Genomic DNA, 13,496 nt, shown 5'->3' with positions numbered 1-13,496 from the left:
CCCGTAACCGCCCCGTGCCCGGGGCGACACCCCGATACGAGGAGACTTCCGTGACCAGTTCGACCGCCGAGCGCCAGGACTCGGGCATGGAGCAGCAGGGCATGGGCATCGACCATCCGCTGCTGCTCGCCGCGCTCATGTCCCGCCGCGAGGAGCACGACAGCATCATGGACCACCCGTTGATGCTCGCCGCCCTCACCCGCCGCCGCGGCCGGCGCTCGGGCATCGAGCACCCGCTCCTGCTCGCGATGCTCATGCAGCGCCGCGACGAGGAGGGCGAGGGCATGATGGACAACCCGCTGCTGCTCGCGGCCCTGCTCTCGCGCCGCTGACATGGCCCAGGACGACAACGGGGGCGGCCAGCCGGTCGACGGCATGATCGACGACCTGATTCTCGACATCCTCAACGACGCCGGGCGGGGGCAGGGCACACCCGCGTCGATGGTGCCGCAGCTGCCGCGGGGCACGCCGCTGCTGGAGCGGGTGCTGCTCGCCGAGGCCGTCGCCGGGGCGCTCGCCGACGCGCTCGCCCCGGCCCTGGCGACCGCCCTCACGCCGCGCATCCTGCACCTCATGGAAGGCGCCGAGCCGGCCCCGGCCAAGCGCCCGGCGGCCCGTTCGAAGCCCGCGAAATAAAGCGAAGCCCGCGAATGAATCCCCGCGCGAAGCCGGCGACAAAGCCCGCTCGAAGCCGGTGATAAAGCCCTGCTCGAAGCCGGTGATAAAGCCCTGCTCGAAACCGGTGATAAAGCCCTGCTCGAAGTCGGCGAATGAAGCCCGCTCGAAGCCCGCGGCAAAGCCGGCTCGAAGCCCGCGAAACAGACTGCGCAGTAACGCACGGCGCCTCCCGGCGGTTGAACCCGCCGGGAGGTGGCGCGTGCGGGCCCTTGCGGCGCTCATGACGGTGACGGCCGGCCTGGTGGCGGGCGTGCTGCCGGCCGCGGCCGCGGACGTGTTCGGCCACCCGCCCGGCCCGCCGCCGGCCCGGGAGCGCCTGCTGCTGCTCGCCGCGGCCGCCGGGCCCGCCGCGGGGGACACGAGCATCGGACGGTACAGCCGGATCCAGCTCCGCCGCTGGGTGCGCACCGGCACCCGGGTCACCCGCTTCGACAGCGAGCGGTGGCGCGCCGCGGACGGCTCCGGCCGGCTCGCCGAGCGGCGCCTCGACCCGCCCGGCACCGCCGCGACCCGCACCGACTTCCCGCCCGGCGGCCTGCCCCTGCGCCCGGCCGGCCCCGGCGGCGACCCGGCGGCGGTGGTGACCTCCCTGCTCGACATGATCGGGATTCGGTACCTCGACCGCGCCGAACGCGCCGCCGTCCTGCGCACGGTCGCGGGGCTGCCCGGCCTGGCCGTCGCGGGCCGCACCTTCACGCTGCCCGCGGGCGAGGGCCGGCTGGCGCTCGACGTCGACCCGGCCACCGGCGAGATCGTCGCCTGGCAGTACGACGACGCCGTGCGGGTCGAGGTGCTGCGCCGCGACCGGGTCCCGGACCTGTCGTGAGTTGCGGCCGGAACCTGGCCGCAATGGCGCGCACGCTGAGGCCATGAGTACCGAGAACCTGACCCCGTGGGCCATCCTCGACGGCGTGCCGGCCTTCCTCGACTGGCTACGCGACGTCTTCGACGCCGAGGAGGTCGTCCGGATGCCCGGCCCCGACGGCGTGCGGATCGTGCACGCCGAGGCCCGCATCGGCGGCTCGCCGCTGATGATGTTCGACTCGGCGCCGGACTGGCCCGCGACCCCGGCGTTCCTGCGGGTGTACGTGCCCGACGCCGACGCCGCCGTGGCGCGCGCCGCCGCCAGAGGGGCGCGGGTCGTCACCGAGCCGACGACGCTGTGGTTCGGCGACCGCATCGCCCGCCTCGCCGACCCCTGGGACAACCTGTGGTGGGTGCACACCCGCGTGGCCGCGCCCTCGCCCGAGCGCCTCGCCGCCGGGCCGACCCCGGAGGAGGCCGCGGCCGCGGAGCACGTGGCATCGTCGCTGGAGGTGGAGATGCGCCGCCGGAAGTAGGCTGCGGGCCATGTCGTACGCGTTGTTCAAAGAGGCCCGCGATCTCCTGCTGGCCACGCGGGAGGACTACGCCGCCGCCCTGGAGCGGTTCCGCTGGCCCCGGCTCGGCGAGTTCAACTGGGCGCTGGACTGGTTCGACGCCGTCGCCGCAGGCAACGACGCGCCCGCGCTGTGGATCGTCGAGGAGGACGGGCGCGAGGAGCGGTACTCCTGGGCCCAGATGTCCGAGCGCTCCAACCGCCTCGCCAACTGGCTGCGCGCCCAGGGCGTGGCCCGCGGCGACCGGCTCGTGCTCATGCTCGGCAACCAGGTCGAGCTGTGGGACACGATCCTCGCCGCGATGAAGCTCGGCGCGGTCATCATCCCCGCCACGCCCCTGCTCGGCCCGGCCGACGCCCGCGACCGGGTGCTGCGCGGCGGCGCCCGGCACGTCATCGCCGGGGCCGCGTCCGCCGGCAAGTTCGCCGGCGTCGACCCGGAGGTGACCCGGATCGCGGTCGGCGGCGAGGCCGAGGGCTGGCTGCCGTACACCCTCGGCGACGACCCGACGTTCACCCCGGACGCGCCCACGAACGCCGCCGACACCCTGCTGCTGTACTTCACCTCCGGCACCACCGCCCGCCCGAAGCTCGTGGAGCACACCCACGCGTCGTACCCGGTCGGGCACCTGTCCACGATGTACTGGATCGGCCTGCAGCCCGGCGACGTGCACCTCAACATCTCCTCGCCCGGCTGGGCCAAGCACGCCTGGAGCAACGTCTTCGCCCCCTGGAACGCCCAGGCCTGCGTGTTCATCTACAACTACACGCGCTTCGACGCCGCCGCGCTCATGCGCGAGATGCAGCGCTGCGGCGTGACCAGCTTCTGCGCGCCGCCGACCGTGTGGCGGATGCTCATCCAGTCCGACCTCTCCGCGCTGCCGACCCCGCCGCGGCTGGTCGTCGGGGCCGGCGAGCCGCTCAACCCGGAGGTCATCGAGCGGGTACAGCAGGCGTGGGGAGTGACGATCCGCGACGGCTTCGGCCAGACCGAGACGACCGTGCAGATCGCCAACCCGCCCGGCCAGCCGGTCAAGCCGGGCTCGATGGGCCGTCCCGTCCCCGGGTACGCCGTCGCCCTCATCGACCCCAACACCGGCGAGCCCGGCGAGGAGGGCGAGATCTGCCTCGATCTCGCCGCGCGCCCGCTGGGCCTCATGACCGGCTACCACGGCGACGAGGCCCGCACCGAGGAGGCGATGGCCGGCGGCTACTACCACACCGGCGACATCGGCTCCCGCGACGCCGACGGGTACATCACCTACGTCGGCCGCGCCGACGACGTGTTCAAGGCCTCCGACTACCGCATCTCCCCGTTCGAGCTGGAGAGCGTCCTGATCGAGCACGACGCCGTGGTCGAGGCCGCGGTGGTGCCCTCGCCCGACCCGGTGCGCCTGGCCGTGCCCAAGGCCTACGTGGTGCTCGCCGCCGGCTGGGAGCCCGGCGAGGAGACGGCCCGGTCGATCTTCGAGCACTGCCGGGCGCACCTGTCGCCGTTCCAGCGCATCCGCCGCCTCGAGTTCGCCGAGCTGCCCAAGACCATCTCCGGCAAGATCCGCCGGGTGGAGCTGCGCGGGCAGGAGCGCGACAAGCACCCCGACCCGACGGTGCCGGCCGAGGGGGAGTACTGGGACGTCAGCCGGTGAACCGCTGCACCAGCAGCGCGGCGCCGAGCCCGAGCATCGCCGCCCCGGCCAGGCGGGTCGTCCACGCGGCGACCCCCGGCCGGGCCGCGGCCACCGCGCGCGAGACCGACCCCAGCGCCAGGTAGAAGGCCACACAGGTCAGCACGAACGTCAGGCCGAGCGCGGCGAGCTGCAGCCACACCGGCCAGGCGGAGGACGGGCGGCTGAACTGGGGCAGCAGCGCCACGAACAGCAGCAGGCCCTTCGGGTTCAGGGCGCTCACGGCGACGCCCTGGCGGAACAGGCCCGTCGTCGCCCCCGCCCGTTCGAGCGGCCCCGGGCGCCGGACCAGGGTGCGGGCGCCGTGCCAGATCAGATAGGCGCCGCCCGCCACGGTCAGCGCCGTCATCGCCGCGGACGAGCGGGCCACGAGTGCGCCGACGCCGGCCGCGACCAGGATCGTGAGCGCCGAGTACCCCGCCGCGAGGCCCGCCACCGCCGGAAGGACCCGGGGCGCGCCCAGCACGAACGCCCAGTCGGGGCCGGGCACGGCAATCAGCAGCAGGGACAACAGCCAGAACGCGGCGAGGGCGCTGACGGGCATGGCGGCAACGTATCGACTTTTCCGCCGAAGGTGCTTCCAACTTCTGCCCGGTCCGGACCCAACAGTGGAAGGATCTGCCCCCGTGGACGCCATCGACCGGAAGATGCTTGCGCTGCTGCAGGACGAGGGGCGGCTGACCGTCACCGAGCTCGCCGCGCGGGTCGGGCTCAGCCTGTCGCCGTGCCACCGGCGGCTGCGGGACCTCGAGGGGCGGGGGGTCATCAAGGGGTACCGTGCCATCGTCGACGCGGATGCGGTCGGGCTGACGTTCCAGGCGCTCGTGTTCGTGACGATGCGGCAGGAGGACCGCGAGACGCTGCTCGGGTTCGAGGCGGCGGTCGCGCGGATCCCCAACGTCGTACAGGCGCAGCGGCTCTTCGGCGACCCCGACTACCTGCTGCGCATCGTGACCGCGGACCTCGCGGCCTACCAGCGGTTGGAGGACGATGTGCTCGCGGTCCTGCCCGGCATCCAGCGGCTCAACTCCACGCTGGTCATGAAGCACGTCGTGGCCGACCGGCCGCTGCCCGCCTGATGGCCGGGGACCAGCCGCATCCGGCGCGGGTGTGGCCCGCGTCCGCTAGAGGTCCGCCCGGATCAGGCTGTACACGGCCATGTCGGCCCGGGGGCCCTGGCGGGTCGGGGCGAGGCTTCGCAGTACACCCTCGAACTGAAAGCCCGCGGCCTCGGCGGTCCGCCGCGATGCCGCATTCGTCGTGTCCGCCTGCAGGTGGACCCGCTCCAGGCCCACGTCCCGCAGCGCCCACCGGGCGACCGCCGCCGCCCCCTCGGCCGCGTAGCGGTGCCCCCGCGCCCACGGCGCCGTCCAGTAGTGGATCTCCGCGGTGCGCGCGTCCCAGTCGGCGCCGAACAGCGCCACGTGCCCGGCGAGCCGCCCGCCGGCCCGCGGCGCCAGCGCGAACCCGACGCCCTTGCCGTCCAGCCGCCGCTGCTCGATCCCGCTCGTGCACCACGCCACCGCCGTGGGCAGATCGGCGCCCGCGTACGGGTAGCCGACCGGCGCGCTGGCGACGAACGCCGCATCCTGCCACGCGGCGTGCACGTCGGGCGCGTCGGCGGCGGTGAACGGGCGCAGCAGGAGCCGTTCGGTGGTGAGCACGGTGCTGGGAAAGATCTCGCCGGGCCGGAGCATGCCCGAAAGATAGCCCGTGTCCGGCTCAGGAACCGGACCGCGGTGCCGATCGGGCCGGTACGCAACTGCGTCATCGGCTGCTGGCGCTGGGCGTCGTATGACCGCGGCCGCTGCGCAGCGGGCGGTGGAGAGGTCCCGGGAGGTGGCCTCGCTGACCGCCCCTGGTCAGCCGATTCCGGCTATGACCGTGGCCACTCGGTTTTTTACTACCCCCGGCGGCACCTCGACGAGCTCGTAGCCGAGCTCCCGGTACACCGCCGCGTGGATCCGCTCGAAGCGGATGGAGTCCTCGAGGCCGATGCGCCGCGCCCTGGTCGGCACGATGAAGCCCATGAGCTTCACGAAGAAGACCGTCCGCTCGTACGTCCCGTCGTTCTCGGCCGCCTTCCGCAGCGCTCGGCTGGGCGTCACGCCGAGGTAGACCGCGAGCGCGAGCGTGCAGGCCGGCGCGCGGTCGTGGATCTGCAGCGCGCTCTGCTGGGCCAGCCGCCGTTCGTTCTGGACCTGCAGGATGCGCGCGAGGAACGCGGGATGGTCGGTCTCCAGCTCGGGCGACTCCCCGATGACGTCGGTGGCGGCCTCGTCGACGACGGCGTACCCGAGCTCGCGCAGCGCGAGGGCGATCGTGGTCTTCCCGGCTCCCGGGGCTCCGGTGAGCACGTACCGGCGGGTCATGGCGGCTCCTATAGGTTTGGGGCATGGCAACGGTGGCGATCGTCGGCCCCGGCGGGGTCGGGGGACTGGTGGGTGCCCTGCTGACGCGGGCCGGCCACGACGTGGTGTACGTGGCGCGCCCGGAGACCGCGGCCCGGCTGAACGCGGACGGCATTGCGGTGCACAGCGTGCGGTTCGGGGATTTCACCGTGTCGGCGCGGGCGGTCTCGACCCTGCCCGCGCCCGTCTCGCTCTGCGTGGTGGCAACGAAGGCCACGACACTCGGCGACGCTCTGGAACGCGTGCCGGCGGACGGTGCTGAGCTCATACTGCCACTGCTCAACGGCGTCGACCACATGGGGGTACTGCGCGCCCGGTACCCGTCCGCGCGCGTCACGGCGGGTTCGATCCGCGTGGAGAGCACGCGGGTGGCGCCCGGGCGCATCGAGCACACCAGCCCGTTCTGCCTGGTCGAGCTGGCCGGCCCGGGCGCCGAGGACGTAGCCGCCGTACTGTCCGGCTCGGGCCCGGACGTGCGCATCCGCCCCGACGAGTCCGAACTGCTGTGGGACAAGCTGTCGATGCTGGCCCCGCTGGCCCTGATTACGACGGCGGCCCGGGCGGGGGTGGGCACGGCACGCGCACTGCGCCGCGACGACCTCGTCGACATGGTGTCGGAGGTGGCCGCGGTGGCCCGGGCCAACGGAACCACGACCTCGGCGGCGGCGCTCCTGGACGTGATCGACCAGATCCCGGCCCCGATGAAGTCCTCGATGCTGCGCGACGCGGAGGCGGGGCGGCCCTTGGAGCTGGACGCGATCGGCGGGGCGGTGCTGCGGGCCGGGGTCGCCTTGGGCATCCCGACGCCGGCTACTGCGCGGGTGGTTCGGGAGTTGAGCTGACAGCACGTTTGCGACTACGGTTGGTATTTACCGGCGTGATCGGTTAGGACGGCTGTGGTACGGTTTTTGAAGACGGAACGGCCCGACCGACCTGGCCGCGTTTGTAGTGGTTGGCGACCGCGTGGAACGCCGCTTTCTTGACGTTGCCGGTGTTGATGCCCTTGGGTCGGGTCGCGTGGTCGAGCTTAGTGGTCGCGTGCGTCTCGGCGTCGGCGCTGGTGGGGCTTGCGCGTTGGATCGTGGCGTGGACGTCGGCTTCGGCATTGGCGGGGGTGTGGATCTCGCCCGCGGCCGTCGCGTTGCCCTCGCCCGCGGTCGTCGCGCTGCCCTCGCCCTCGGTCGTCGCGTTGCCCTCGCCCTCGGTTCGCGTTCGCGTTCGCACAAGGCTGAAGCCGCTCATGTCGAGGTCGTAGCGCGGGTCCGGGCTGTATGGCAGCATCGGCTCGGCGTACTGGCACACGAACGCGCCCTCGACCCCGGCGCGCTCGAAGATCTCGAGGTCCTCCGCGATGCGCCGGGCCTGCAGCGCCTCGTCGCGCACGTGATGCCCCCGGACAAGGCGCGGCCGGACGAAACGCCCGAGCGCGGGGACCCGGTGCAGCGCGACCGAGGGCCAGTTGATCAGGCCGATGCTGAGCAGGTTGGGGTCGCGGTCGGCACCCTCGTACGCGCGCATGCCGAACTCCGTGATCACGACCGGCTTGCCGTGGCGGAACTGGCGCTGCAGGACGTGCTCGAAGTGCGGCTCCGAGGTGACGTAGCGGTAATGATCGACCCCTACGAAGTCGAACAGGGACCAGTCGACGCGCTCGAACGGCAGGGACGCGTACGTCAGGGGGCCGCCGAAACTCGCGCGTGCCACCCGTGCCGCCGCGGCCAGGAAGTCGGCCAAGGGCTCCGTGTGGCGGCCCGCTCGGATTGCCGGCGCCGGGTTCTTCGTGCGGGCGGCGAACGTCCGGCCCGGCAGGATGCCCCGCAGGAAAAACGTCGCCTCCGTCGCAACGCTCAAAATAACGTGATTTTTCCGGATCTGTCGTAATTGCTCGGCGACCTCCGCGGCCGCCGACAAGTACGTCAGTGTGCGCGCCGGGGGCTGGTTCCACAGCTCCGGGGACAGCCACACCTCCAGGCCCAGCGCCAGCGCATCCTCCGCCGCGGCGGTCAAGCGGTCCAGGTCGCGGCCGCACAGCTTGACGGCGTTGCAATGCAGCTCGTCGCGTATCACCCTCAGGTCGCGGCGGGTCTCCTCGCGGTCGAAGACCGGGCGCCAGTTGAAGCCGAGCACACGGCCGGTGTCGTAGAGCACCCCTCGTCGATTCATGCGGCCACCGTGCGCTCTCACCCCACGTGAAGGTCAAACCCAAACCGAGGCACGCCGTGCTGGCAGACCCGGCGAGCATTCATGACGCCGCGCCGCTGAACTGCGCGGCCGCGGACGGCGACGGTTCGCGCGTCGGCTGGGTGCGGTACGACCGGGCCAGCAGTACCGACACCACGATCGAACCCAATGCCATCACCGCCATCGCCCGCCCCGCCGGCATTACCTGCGCCACCGCGCCGGCCAGCGTCGCGCCCACCGCCTGCATCGTGAACATGCCCGAGCTGTGCAGGCCCAGCGAATGCCCGCGCAACGCCGGCGGGGTGAGCTCCACCAGGCGGTCCTGGAGCAGCAGACTCCCGCAGTACCCGACCGACGCCACCGCCACCAGCGCCACCGCCGGCCACAGCGGCAGGACGAAGACGAAGGCCAGGTACGGCACCGCCAGCAGCAGCTGCACCGGCGTCGTGAAGCGCCGCCGCAGGCGGGCCGGCAGGAAGCGGCCCGCGAACACGTCGCCCGCGAGCATGCCCAGGGCTCCGGCGACGAACAGGGCGCCGGCGGCGCGGGGGGAGTACGGCACGAACAGCGCCTCGCAGCCGACGATCAGGCCGTTCGGCACCCACAGTCCAATGTAGACGGCGCGACGCGCGGGCGACGACAGCAGCTCGCGGTTGCCGCGCCAGGTGGCGCGCACCGACGCGCGGCCGGTCGCGCGCGGGGCGCGCGGGGACAGGCCCAGGCGCGCGACCGCCGCCGCCAGCAGGTTCAGGGCCGCGCCGATGAGCAGGACCGCCGACGGGTTCGCGGTGGCCAGGAGTACGCCGCCGGCCGCGAACCCGGCGATCTGCATGCCGCCGACGGACATGTTGAGCAGGGAGCGGCCCAGGAGGTACCCGTCGGGGGGAACGATTTCGGAGAGCAGCCCGAAGCGGACCCCGCCGCCGATGGAGGCGACCAGGCCCTGGGCCAGCACCACGGCGAGGACCGCGCCGACGGGCAGGCCGGGCAGTGCGAGCAGGGCGGTGGTGAGCGCGGTGAACGCGGCCAGGCCGGCCAGGGCGGCGCGGGGCGGGAGCCGGTCGGCCGCCGACAGCAGCGTCGCCGCGCCGATGACCTGCGCGAACGAGGAGCCGAACATGCTCAGCGCGGACAGCAGGGGCGAGCCGGTGCGGCCGTAGACGAGCGTCGCCAGCGCGATTCCGCTCACCGTCTGGGCGCCGACCTGCGCGGACACGGTGGCGAAGAGGGCCCGGAACTCGGCGGCGGCGAACAGCTCGCGGTACGTGCGCATGACCCGCAGCCTGCGGGCCGCCCGGGCTGAAACGTTAGAGTTTCGGTTGAACGCGAAAGGTGGACACATGGGGTTCTGGCGGATCGACGCCGACGTGCTGGTCACCAGCCGGTTCGTCGTGTCGCCCCTGGCCGAGACCGTCGGCTGCCTCGCCGCCCTCAACGGCCAGCACCGCGTCTCGCCCGCCCAGCGCGACTGGCTGACCGAGGCCCTGCCCGTCTTCCGCGCCCGCTGGGCCGCCGACGACTTCGCGCTGCCGTTCCTGCGCGACGCGATCCGCCCTGGCTGGCTCGCCGACTTCCTGGTCAAGCCGCCGCAGACGGACGCGCCGACGTTCGCCGAGGAGCTCGCCCGCGTCGCCGACACCACCGACGAGCAGGCCCGCCGCGACATCGTCGGGACCACCACCGACGAGCAGGCCCGCCCCGACGTCCTCGTCACCACGGACCGCACCCTGGCCCCGGTGCTGCGCCGCGGCGGCCTGGTCGAGCGGGCGGTGGAGCTGCTGGACTGGGTGTGGCGGCACACGGTACGCCCCGGCTGGCCCCGCCGCCGCCGCGTCTTCGAGGCCGACATCGTGGCCCGCACCGACCGGCTCAGCACGGGCGGCTGGGCCGCGGTCCTGGACGGGATGCGCCCCGGGATGCGCTGGCTCGGCGACGGCCGGCTGCAGATCAACACCTACGACTACCCGCCCCGCGACGTCACCGGCAGCCGGCTCCTGTTCGTCCCGACCACCGTCCACCGCGGCTGGGTGAGCTGGGAAGAACCGGGCGACGTGCACGCGATCATCTATCCGTGCACGGGCTGGCTGGCTCAAGATCCGGCAGCGGTACCCGCTGAAGCCCTCGCCCGCCTCATCGGCCCCGCCCGCGCACGCATCCTCACCCTCCTGGCCGCCCCGAAGAGCACGACGCAGCTCGTGGCCCTGACGGGCCAGCCGCTGGGCTCGGTCGGCGGCCACCTGCGGGTCCTGCGCGAGGCGGGCCTCGCCGCCCGCCGCCGCGCCGGCCGCTCGGTGCTCTACTACCGCGCCCCGCTCGGCGACGCCCTGTGCGCGGGCGTTCAGCCGGCGGACATGTAGCGCCGCAGCAGCACCTTCAGCTCCGCGAGCACCCACGGGTCGCCGCCGGGGTCGGTGCGGAAGGCCTGGTTCAGCATGAACTCGGTGAGGCGCACGACCAGCAGCAGCCGCCGGCCCAGCGCGCCGTCGTCGGGCACGCCGTAGTGCCCGGTGAGGACGGCGCGCAGCCGCCCGGCGAGCTGCTCGTCGTTCTGCGCGCCGGCGCCGGGGGGCATGCGCAGGGCCTGGCTGCCGAGGGAGACCTGGCGGTAGCCGGGCTCGGCGCGGAAGAACTCGGCGAACGCCTCGACGATCCGGTCGACGAGCGCGCCGATGGCCGGGGGTGGCGCGGCGAGCTGGGCGTCCATCAGCTCCAGGACCTTGTCCAGCCACGTCGCGGAGAGCGCGGAGAAGATCGCGTCCTTGTCGGGGAAGAAGCGGTACAGCGACCCGACCGACACCTCCGCGCGGTCCGCGATCTGCCGGGTGCCGATCTCGTCGTACGGGACCTCCTGCAGCAGGGCGGCGGCCGCGGCCAGCACGCGGTCCCGCTTGTCGCGGCTGCGCTGCTGCTGGGGCTCGGTCCGCGTCTGCATGGCGCCGACGATTGTCGCACGGCCCTTGACACCGTCGCAGAATCTGAACCAGACTCCAGTTCATGTTTGCGAATCGCGGGTTCGTGCTGCTCTGGCTCGCGTCCGTCACGTCCGCGCTCGGCAACGGCATGCGCTGGGCCGCGCTGCCGCTGCTGGCCGCCGGGCAGTCCGGCGACCCGTGGGTGATCTCGCTGATCACGGCGGCCGAGCAGCTGCCCTGGCTGCTGTTCGGCCTGTTCGCCGGCGTGCTCGCGGACCGCTTCGACCGGCGCCGCCTGGCCCGGTGGAGCGACCTGGCGCGGGCGGCGGTCATGGCGGCGTTCGCGGCCGCGGTCGCCTGCGGGTACGCCCCGATCGCCCTGATCGCCGCGCTGGGCTTCGTCCTCACCTGTGGCGACACGGTGGCCGGGCCCGCCCTGGCCGGGCTGCTCCCCGCGGTGGTACCGCCGTCCGACCGCCCGGCCGCGAACGGCCGCCTGCTGGCGGGCGTCCAGATCACCGACACCATGCTCGGGGCCACCGCGGGCGCGGCGCTGATGGCCGTGGCGGCGGCGGCCCCGTTCGCGATCGACGCGGCGACGTTCCTGGCCTCGGCCGTCTTCCTGACCCTGCTGCGGGCCCCGGGCCCGCCCCCGGTGCCGGCTGAGGGTCGCGGCCGCATCCGGGCCGAGCTCACCGGCGGGCTGCGGCTGATGTGGGCCACGCCGGCGCTGCGCGGGCTGGGTCTGCTGCAGGCGGTGATCAGCGTCGCGTACGCGGCGGTCCTGGCCGTACTCGTCCTCTTCGCCACCCGCGAGCTCGGGCTGGGCCCGGCCGGGTTCGGGCTGCTGCTCGCGGTGTTCGCGGTCGGCGGCGTGGCCGGGGGCGTCGGGGCGGGCCGGCTCGCGCGCCGGGTGGGGACGCGGCGCGGCCTGATCGCCGCGGTCGCCGGCTCGGGCCTGTGCGTCGCGGCGCTCGGCGCCGTGCACGGCGCGCCCGCGGCCGTCGTCGTGGCCGGACTGCTCGGCGCGACGTCGACGCTGGGCGACGCCCTCGCCGCGACGATGCGCCAGGCGCTCGTCCCGGACGCGTACCTCGGCCGCGTCACGAGCGCGTTCCGCATCGTCGGGCTCGGGGCGGCCCCGGCCGGCGCGCTCGCCGCGGGGGCCCTCGCCCACGCCTACGGGCTGCGCGCCCCGTTCCTCGCCGGCGCGGTCCTGCTCGCCGCCGGCCTCGCGGGGTGCGCGCCGCTGCTGCGCGCGCCGCTCACCACCAGCCCTGGCGCTTGGCCCACCCCAGCAGCGTCGCCGACATCACGGCCATGAGCAGCAGCACCGCGACCAGGTGGTGCACCTGGGTGTGGTCGCTGACGATGAGGTTCATCCCGTACACCGACGACAGCGCCGTGATGGGCAGTGTGATCGCGGCGATCACGGCGAGGCGCTCGGCCGCGATCGTCATCTTCGTGTCGGTGCGGGCCTTGTAGAACTCGATGACGCCCTGGAGGTACTCCCGCTCGCCGTCGGCCACGCTGCGGACCCGGTCGAACTGGTCGACCACGTCGGTCACCAGGTGCTGGGCCTCCGCCGGCACGGCGCGTGGCAGCGTCGCCAGCCGGCCGTAGATGGCCCCGCCCAGCGTCGCCATCGTGCGGACCGCGAGCAGGCCGTGGCGCGCCTGGAACAGCTCCTCCAGGAACTGTTCGGGGTTGCCGAGGTGCCCGGCCGTGACCCGCTGCTCGAGCCGCCAGACCTCGGCGGTGACGTCCTCGACCATCGTCTCCTGCAGCCGCGTGATGGCCGAGACGACCGCGTACGACAGCTCGAACGCCGAGGCGGGCGCGAACCGGCCGGACTCGATGCGCCGCAGCACGTCGCGGGTCTGGCGCAGCGGCACGTCCGGCGGCACCGCGGGGTTGACGGGACCGTGGACGGTCACGAGGTACCGCGGCCCGATGAACTGGTCGAGCTCGACGTAGTGCACGTGCCCGCGCGCGCCGGAGTGCGGCGCGTGCAGGATCACGAAGACGTGCCCGGCGTAGGGATGGATCTTCGGCACCCGGTTGCGCACCGCCGCGTCACGCAGCGCGAGCGGATGGAACCCGAACGCGTCGCGCAGTACCTGCGCGGCCGCCGGGTCGCACGTGGCGATGTCGACCCAGACGATGCCGTCCTCGCGGGCCAGCAGCGCCGGCAGCTCGTCCTCGGTGTGCGTGCTGACCCCGCCGGGCAGGATCAACCGGACGTCCATGC

Annotated in this window: 16 protein-coding genes; 9 read left to right on the top strand and 7 right to left on the bottom strand. The window is 73.8% G+C overall.

Translation table 11 applies throughout. The features are described 5' to 3' along the window. Positions 1 to 50: 50 nt before the first annotated feature. From ACPPVO_RS40705 to ACPPVO_RS40685, 5 genes are all read left to right on the top strand, one after another. Positions 51 to 332, top strand: a complete 282-nt coding sequence (locus tag ACPPVO_RS40705; protein ID WP_426503914.1) for a hypothetical protein — start codon at positions 51 to 53, stop codon at positions 330 to 332. Between the two features lies 1 nt (position 333). Beyond that, the gene (locus tag ACPPVO_RS40700) at positions 334 to 636 is read left to right on the top strand and encodes a hypothetical protein (RefSeq protein WP_426503913.1); all 303 of its coding nucleotides are present in this window, start codon (positions 334 to 336) and stop codon (positions 634 to 636) included. A gap of 241 nt (positions 637 to 877) precedes the next feature. After that, a complete protein-coding gene (locus tag ACPPVO_RS40695) occupies positions 878 to 1,504 on the top strand; it encodes a hypothetical protein (RefSeq protein ID WP_426503912.1) in 627 nt (208 codons plus the stop codon). A 43-nt stretch (positions 1,505 to 1,547) separates the two neighbouring features. Continuing rightward, a complete protein-coding gene (locus ACPPVO_RS40690) occupies positions 1,548 to 2,018 on the top strand; it encodes a VOC family protein (RefSeq protein ID WP_426503911.1) in 471 nt (156 codons plus the stop codon). Between the two features lie 10 nt (positions 2,019 to 2,028). Continuing rightward, the gene (locus ACPPVO_RS40685; RefSeq protein WP_426503910.1) at positions 2,029 to 3,702 is read left to right on the top strand and encodes an AMP-binding protein; all 1,674 of its coding nucleotides are present in this window, start codon (positions 2,029 to 2,031) and stop codon (positions 3,700 to 3,702) included. On the opposite strand, the gene ACPPVO_RS40680 is transcribed toward ACPPVO_RS40685, so the two are convergent. Continuing rightward, positions 3,692 to 4,285: a LysE family translocator gene (locus ACPPVO_RS40680; protein ID WP_426503909.1), complete on the bottom strand. Its 594-nt coding sequence runs from the start codon at positions 4,283 to 4,285 to the stop codon at positions 3,692 to 3,694. The two genes, ACPPVO_RS40685 and ACPPVO_RS40680, sit on opposite strands and share 11 nt — an antisense overlap. A gap of 82 nt (positions 4,286 to 4,367) precedes the next feature. Between ACPPVO_RS40680 and ACPPVO_RS40675 the strand changes: the two genes are divergently transcribed. After that, positions 4,368 to 4,820 (top strand): Lrp/AsnC family transcriptional regulator, encoded by a 453-nt coding sequence (locus tag ACPPVO_RS40675; protein ID WP_360372300.1) that lies wholly within the window; start codon positions 4,368 to 4,370, stop codon positions 4,818 to 4,820. A 45-nt stretch (positions 4,821 to 4,865) separates the two neighbouring features. Here ACPPVO_RS40675 and ACPPVO_RS40670 read toward each other — a convergent pair whose 3' ends face one another. Both ACPPVO_RS40670 and ACPPVO_RS40665 read right to left on the bottom strand, forming a co-directional pair. Beyond that, positions 4,866 to 5,438 (bottom strand): GNAT family N-acetyltransferase, encoded by a 573-nt coding sequence (locus tag ACPPVO_RS40670; protein ID WP_426503908.1) that lies wholly within the window; start codon positions 5,436 to 5,438, stop codon positions 4,866 to 4,868. A 165-nt stretch (positions 5,439 to 5,603) separates the two neighbouring features. Then, entirely contained in the window at positions 5,604 to 6,113 is a 510-nt protein-coding gene (locus tag ACPPVO_RS40665) for an AAA family ATPase (protein WP_426503907.1), read from the bottom strand. A gap of 23 nt (positions 6,114 to 6,136) precedes the next feature. Here ACPPVO_RS40665 and ACPPVO_RS40660 point away from each other — a divergent pair, with 23 nt between their 5' ends. Then, a complete protein-coding gene (locus ACPPVO_RS40660; protein WP_360372315.1) occupies positions 6,137 to 6,994 on the top strand; it encodes a ketopantoate reductase family protein in 858 nt (285 codons plus the stop codon). Positions 6,995 to 7,037: 43 nt separating this feature from the next. Here ACPPVO_RS40660 and ACPPVO_RS40655 read toward each other — a convergent pair whose 3' ends face one another. Both ACPPVO_RS40655 and ACPPVO_RS40650 read right to left on the bottom strand, forming a co-directional pair. Continuing rightward, on the bottom strand, positions 7,038 to 8,300 hold the full coding sequence (locus ACPPVO_RS40655; protein WP_426503906.1) for a hypothetical protein: 1,263 nt from the start codon (positions 8,298 to 8,300) through the stop codon (positions 7,038 to 7,040). A 94-nt stretch (positions 8,301 to 8,394) separates the two neighbouring features. Further along, positions 8,395 to 9,606 carry an MFS transporter gene (locus tag ACPPVO_RS40650; protein ID WP_426503905.1) on the bottom strand — a complete coding sequence of 404 codons (1,212 nt, stop codon included), beginning with the start codon at positions 9,604 to 9,606 and terminating at the stop codon, positions 8,395 to 8,397. A gap of 67 nt (positions 9,607 to 9,673) precedes the next feature. Between ACPPVO_RS40650 and ACPPVO_RS40645 the strand changes: the two genes are divergently transcribed. Beyond that, positions 9,674 to 10,690 (top strand): ArsR/SmtB family transcription factor, encoded by a 1,017-nt coding sequence (locus ACPPVO_RS40645; RefSeq protein WP_426503904.1) that lies wholly within the window; start codon positions 9,674 to 9,676, stop codon positions 10,688 to 10,690. Here ACPPVO_RS40645 and ACPPVO_RS40640 read toward each other — a convergent pair. Next, on the bottom strand, positions 10,672 to 11,265 hold the full coding sequence (locus ACPPVO_RS40640) for a TetR family transcriptional regulator (protein ID WP_426503903.1): 594 nt from the start codon (positions 11,263 to 11,265) through the stop codon (positions 10,672 to 10,674). The genes ACPPVO_RS40645 and ACPPVO_RS40640 overlap by 19 nt on opposite strands. A gap of 62 nt (positions 11,266 to 11,327) precedes the next feature. On the opposite strand from ACPPVO_RS40640, the gene ACPPVO_RS40635 reads away from it, so the two are divergent. Next, the gene (locus tag ACPPVO_RS40635) at positions 11,328 to 12,569 is read left to right on the top strand and encodes an MFS transporter (RefSeq protein ID WP_426503902.1); all 1,242 of its coding nucleotides are present in this window, start codon (positions 11,328 to 11,330) and stop codon (positions 12,567 to 12,569) included. Here the strand turns inward: ACPPVO_RS40635 and ACPPVO_RS40630 are convergent. Next, positions 12,511 to 13,494 carry a magnesium transporter CorA family protein gene (locus ACPPVO_RS40630; protein ID WP_426503901.1) on the bottom strand — a complete coding sequence of 328 codons (984 nt, stop codon included), beginning with the start codon at positions 13,492 to 13,494 and terminating at the stop codon, positions 12,511 to 12,513. The genes ACPPVO_RS40635 and ACPPVO_RS40630 overlap by 59 nt on opposite strands. Positions 13,495 to 13,496: the final 2 nt, after the last annotated feature.

The sequence above is a fragment of the Dactylosporangium sp. McL0621 genome (assembly GCF_049995355.1).
In the GTDB taxonomy this organism is placed as follows: Bacteria; Actinomycetota; Actinomycetes; order Mycobacteriales; family Micromonosporaceae; genus Dactylosporangium.
This window is presented reverse-complemented; position numbering and strand designations above follow the sequence as displayed.

Coding starts and splice junctions, on each gene's coding strand:
- ACPPVO_RS40635 (WP_426503902.1), top strand. CDS start 11,328: ATGTTTGCGAATCGCGGGTTCGTGCTGCTCTGGCTCGCGTCCGTCACG.
- ACPPVO_RS40700 (WP_426503913.1), top strand. CDS start 334: ATGGCCCAGGACGACAACGGGGGCGGCCAGCCGGTCGACGGCATGATC.
- ACPPVO_RS40650 (WP_426503905.1), bottom strand. CDS start 9,606: ATGCGCACGTACCGCGAGCTGTTCGCCGCCGCCGAGTTCCGGGCCCTC.
- ACPPVO_RS40670 (WP_426503908.1), bottom strand. CDS start 5,438: ATGCTCCGGCCCGGCGAGATCTTTCCCAGCACCGTGCTCACCACCGAA.
- ACPPVO_RS40690 (WP_426503911.1), top strand. CDS start 1,548: ATGAGTACCGAGAACCTGACCCCGTGGGCCATCCTCGACGGCGTGCCG.
- ACPPVO_RS40660 (WP_360372315.1), top strand. CDS start 6,137: ATGGCAACGGTGGCGATCGTCGGCCCCGGCGGGGTCGGGGGACTGGTG.
- ACPPVO_RS40645 (WP_426503904.1), top strand. CDS start 9,674: ATGGGGTTCTGGCGGATCGACGCCGACGTGCTGGTCACCAGCCGGTTC.
- ACPPVO_RS40680 (WP_426503909.1), bottom strand. CDS start 4,285: ATGCCCGTCAGCGCCCTCGCCGCGTTCTGGCTGTTGTCCCTGCTGCTG.
- ACPPVO_RS40665 (WP_426503907.1), bottom strand. CDS start 6,113: ATGACCCGCCGGTACGTGCTCACCGGAGCCCCGGGAGCCGGGAAGACC.
- ACPPVO_RS40640 (WP_426503903.1), bottom strand. CDS start 11,265: ATGCAGACGCGGACCGAGCCCCAGCAGCAGCGCAGCCGCGACAAGCGG.
- ACPPVO_RS40630 (WP_426503901.1), bottom strand. CDS start 13,494: ATGGACGTCCGGTTGATCCTGCCCGGCGGGGTCAGCACGCACACCGAG.
- ACPPVO_RS40685 (WP_426503910.1), top strand. CDS start 2,029: ATGTCGTACGCGTTGTTCAAAGAGGCCCGCGATCTCCTGCTGGCCACG.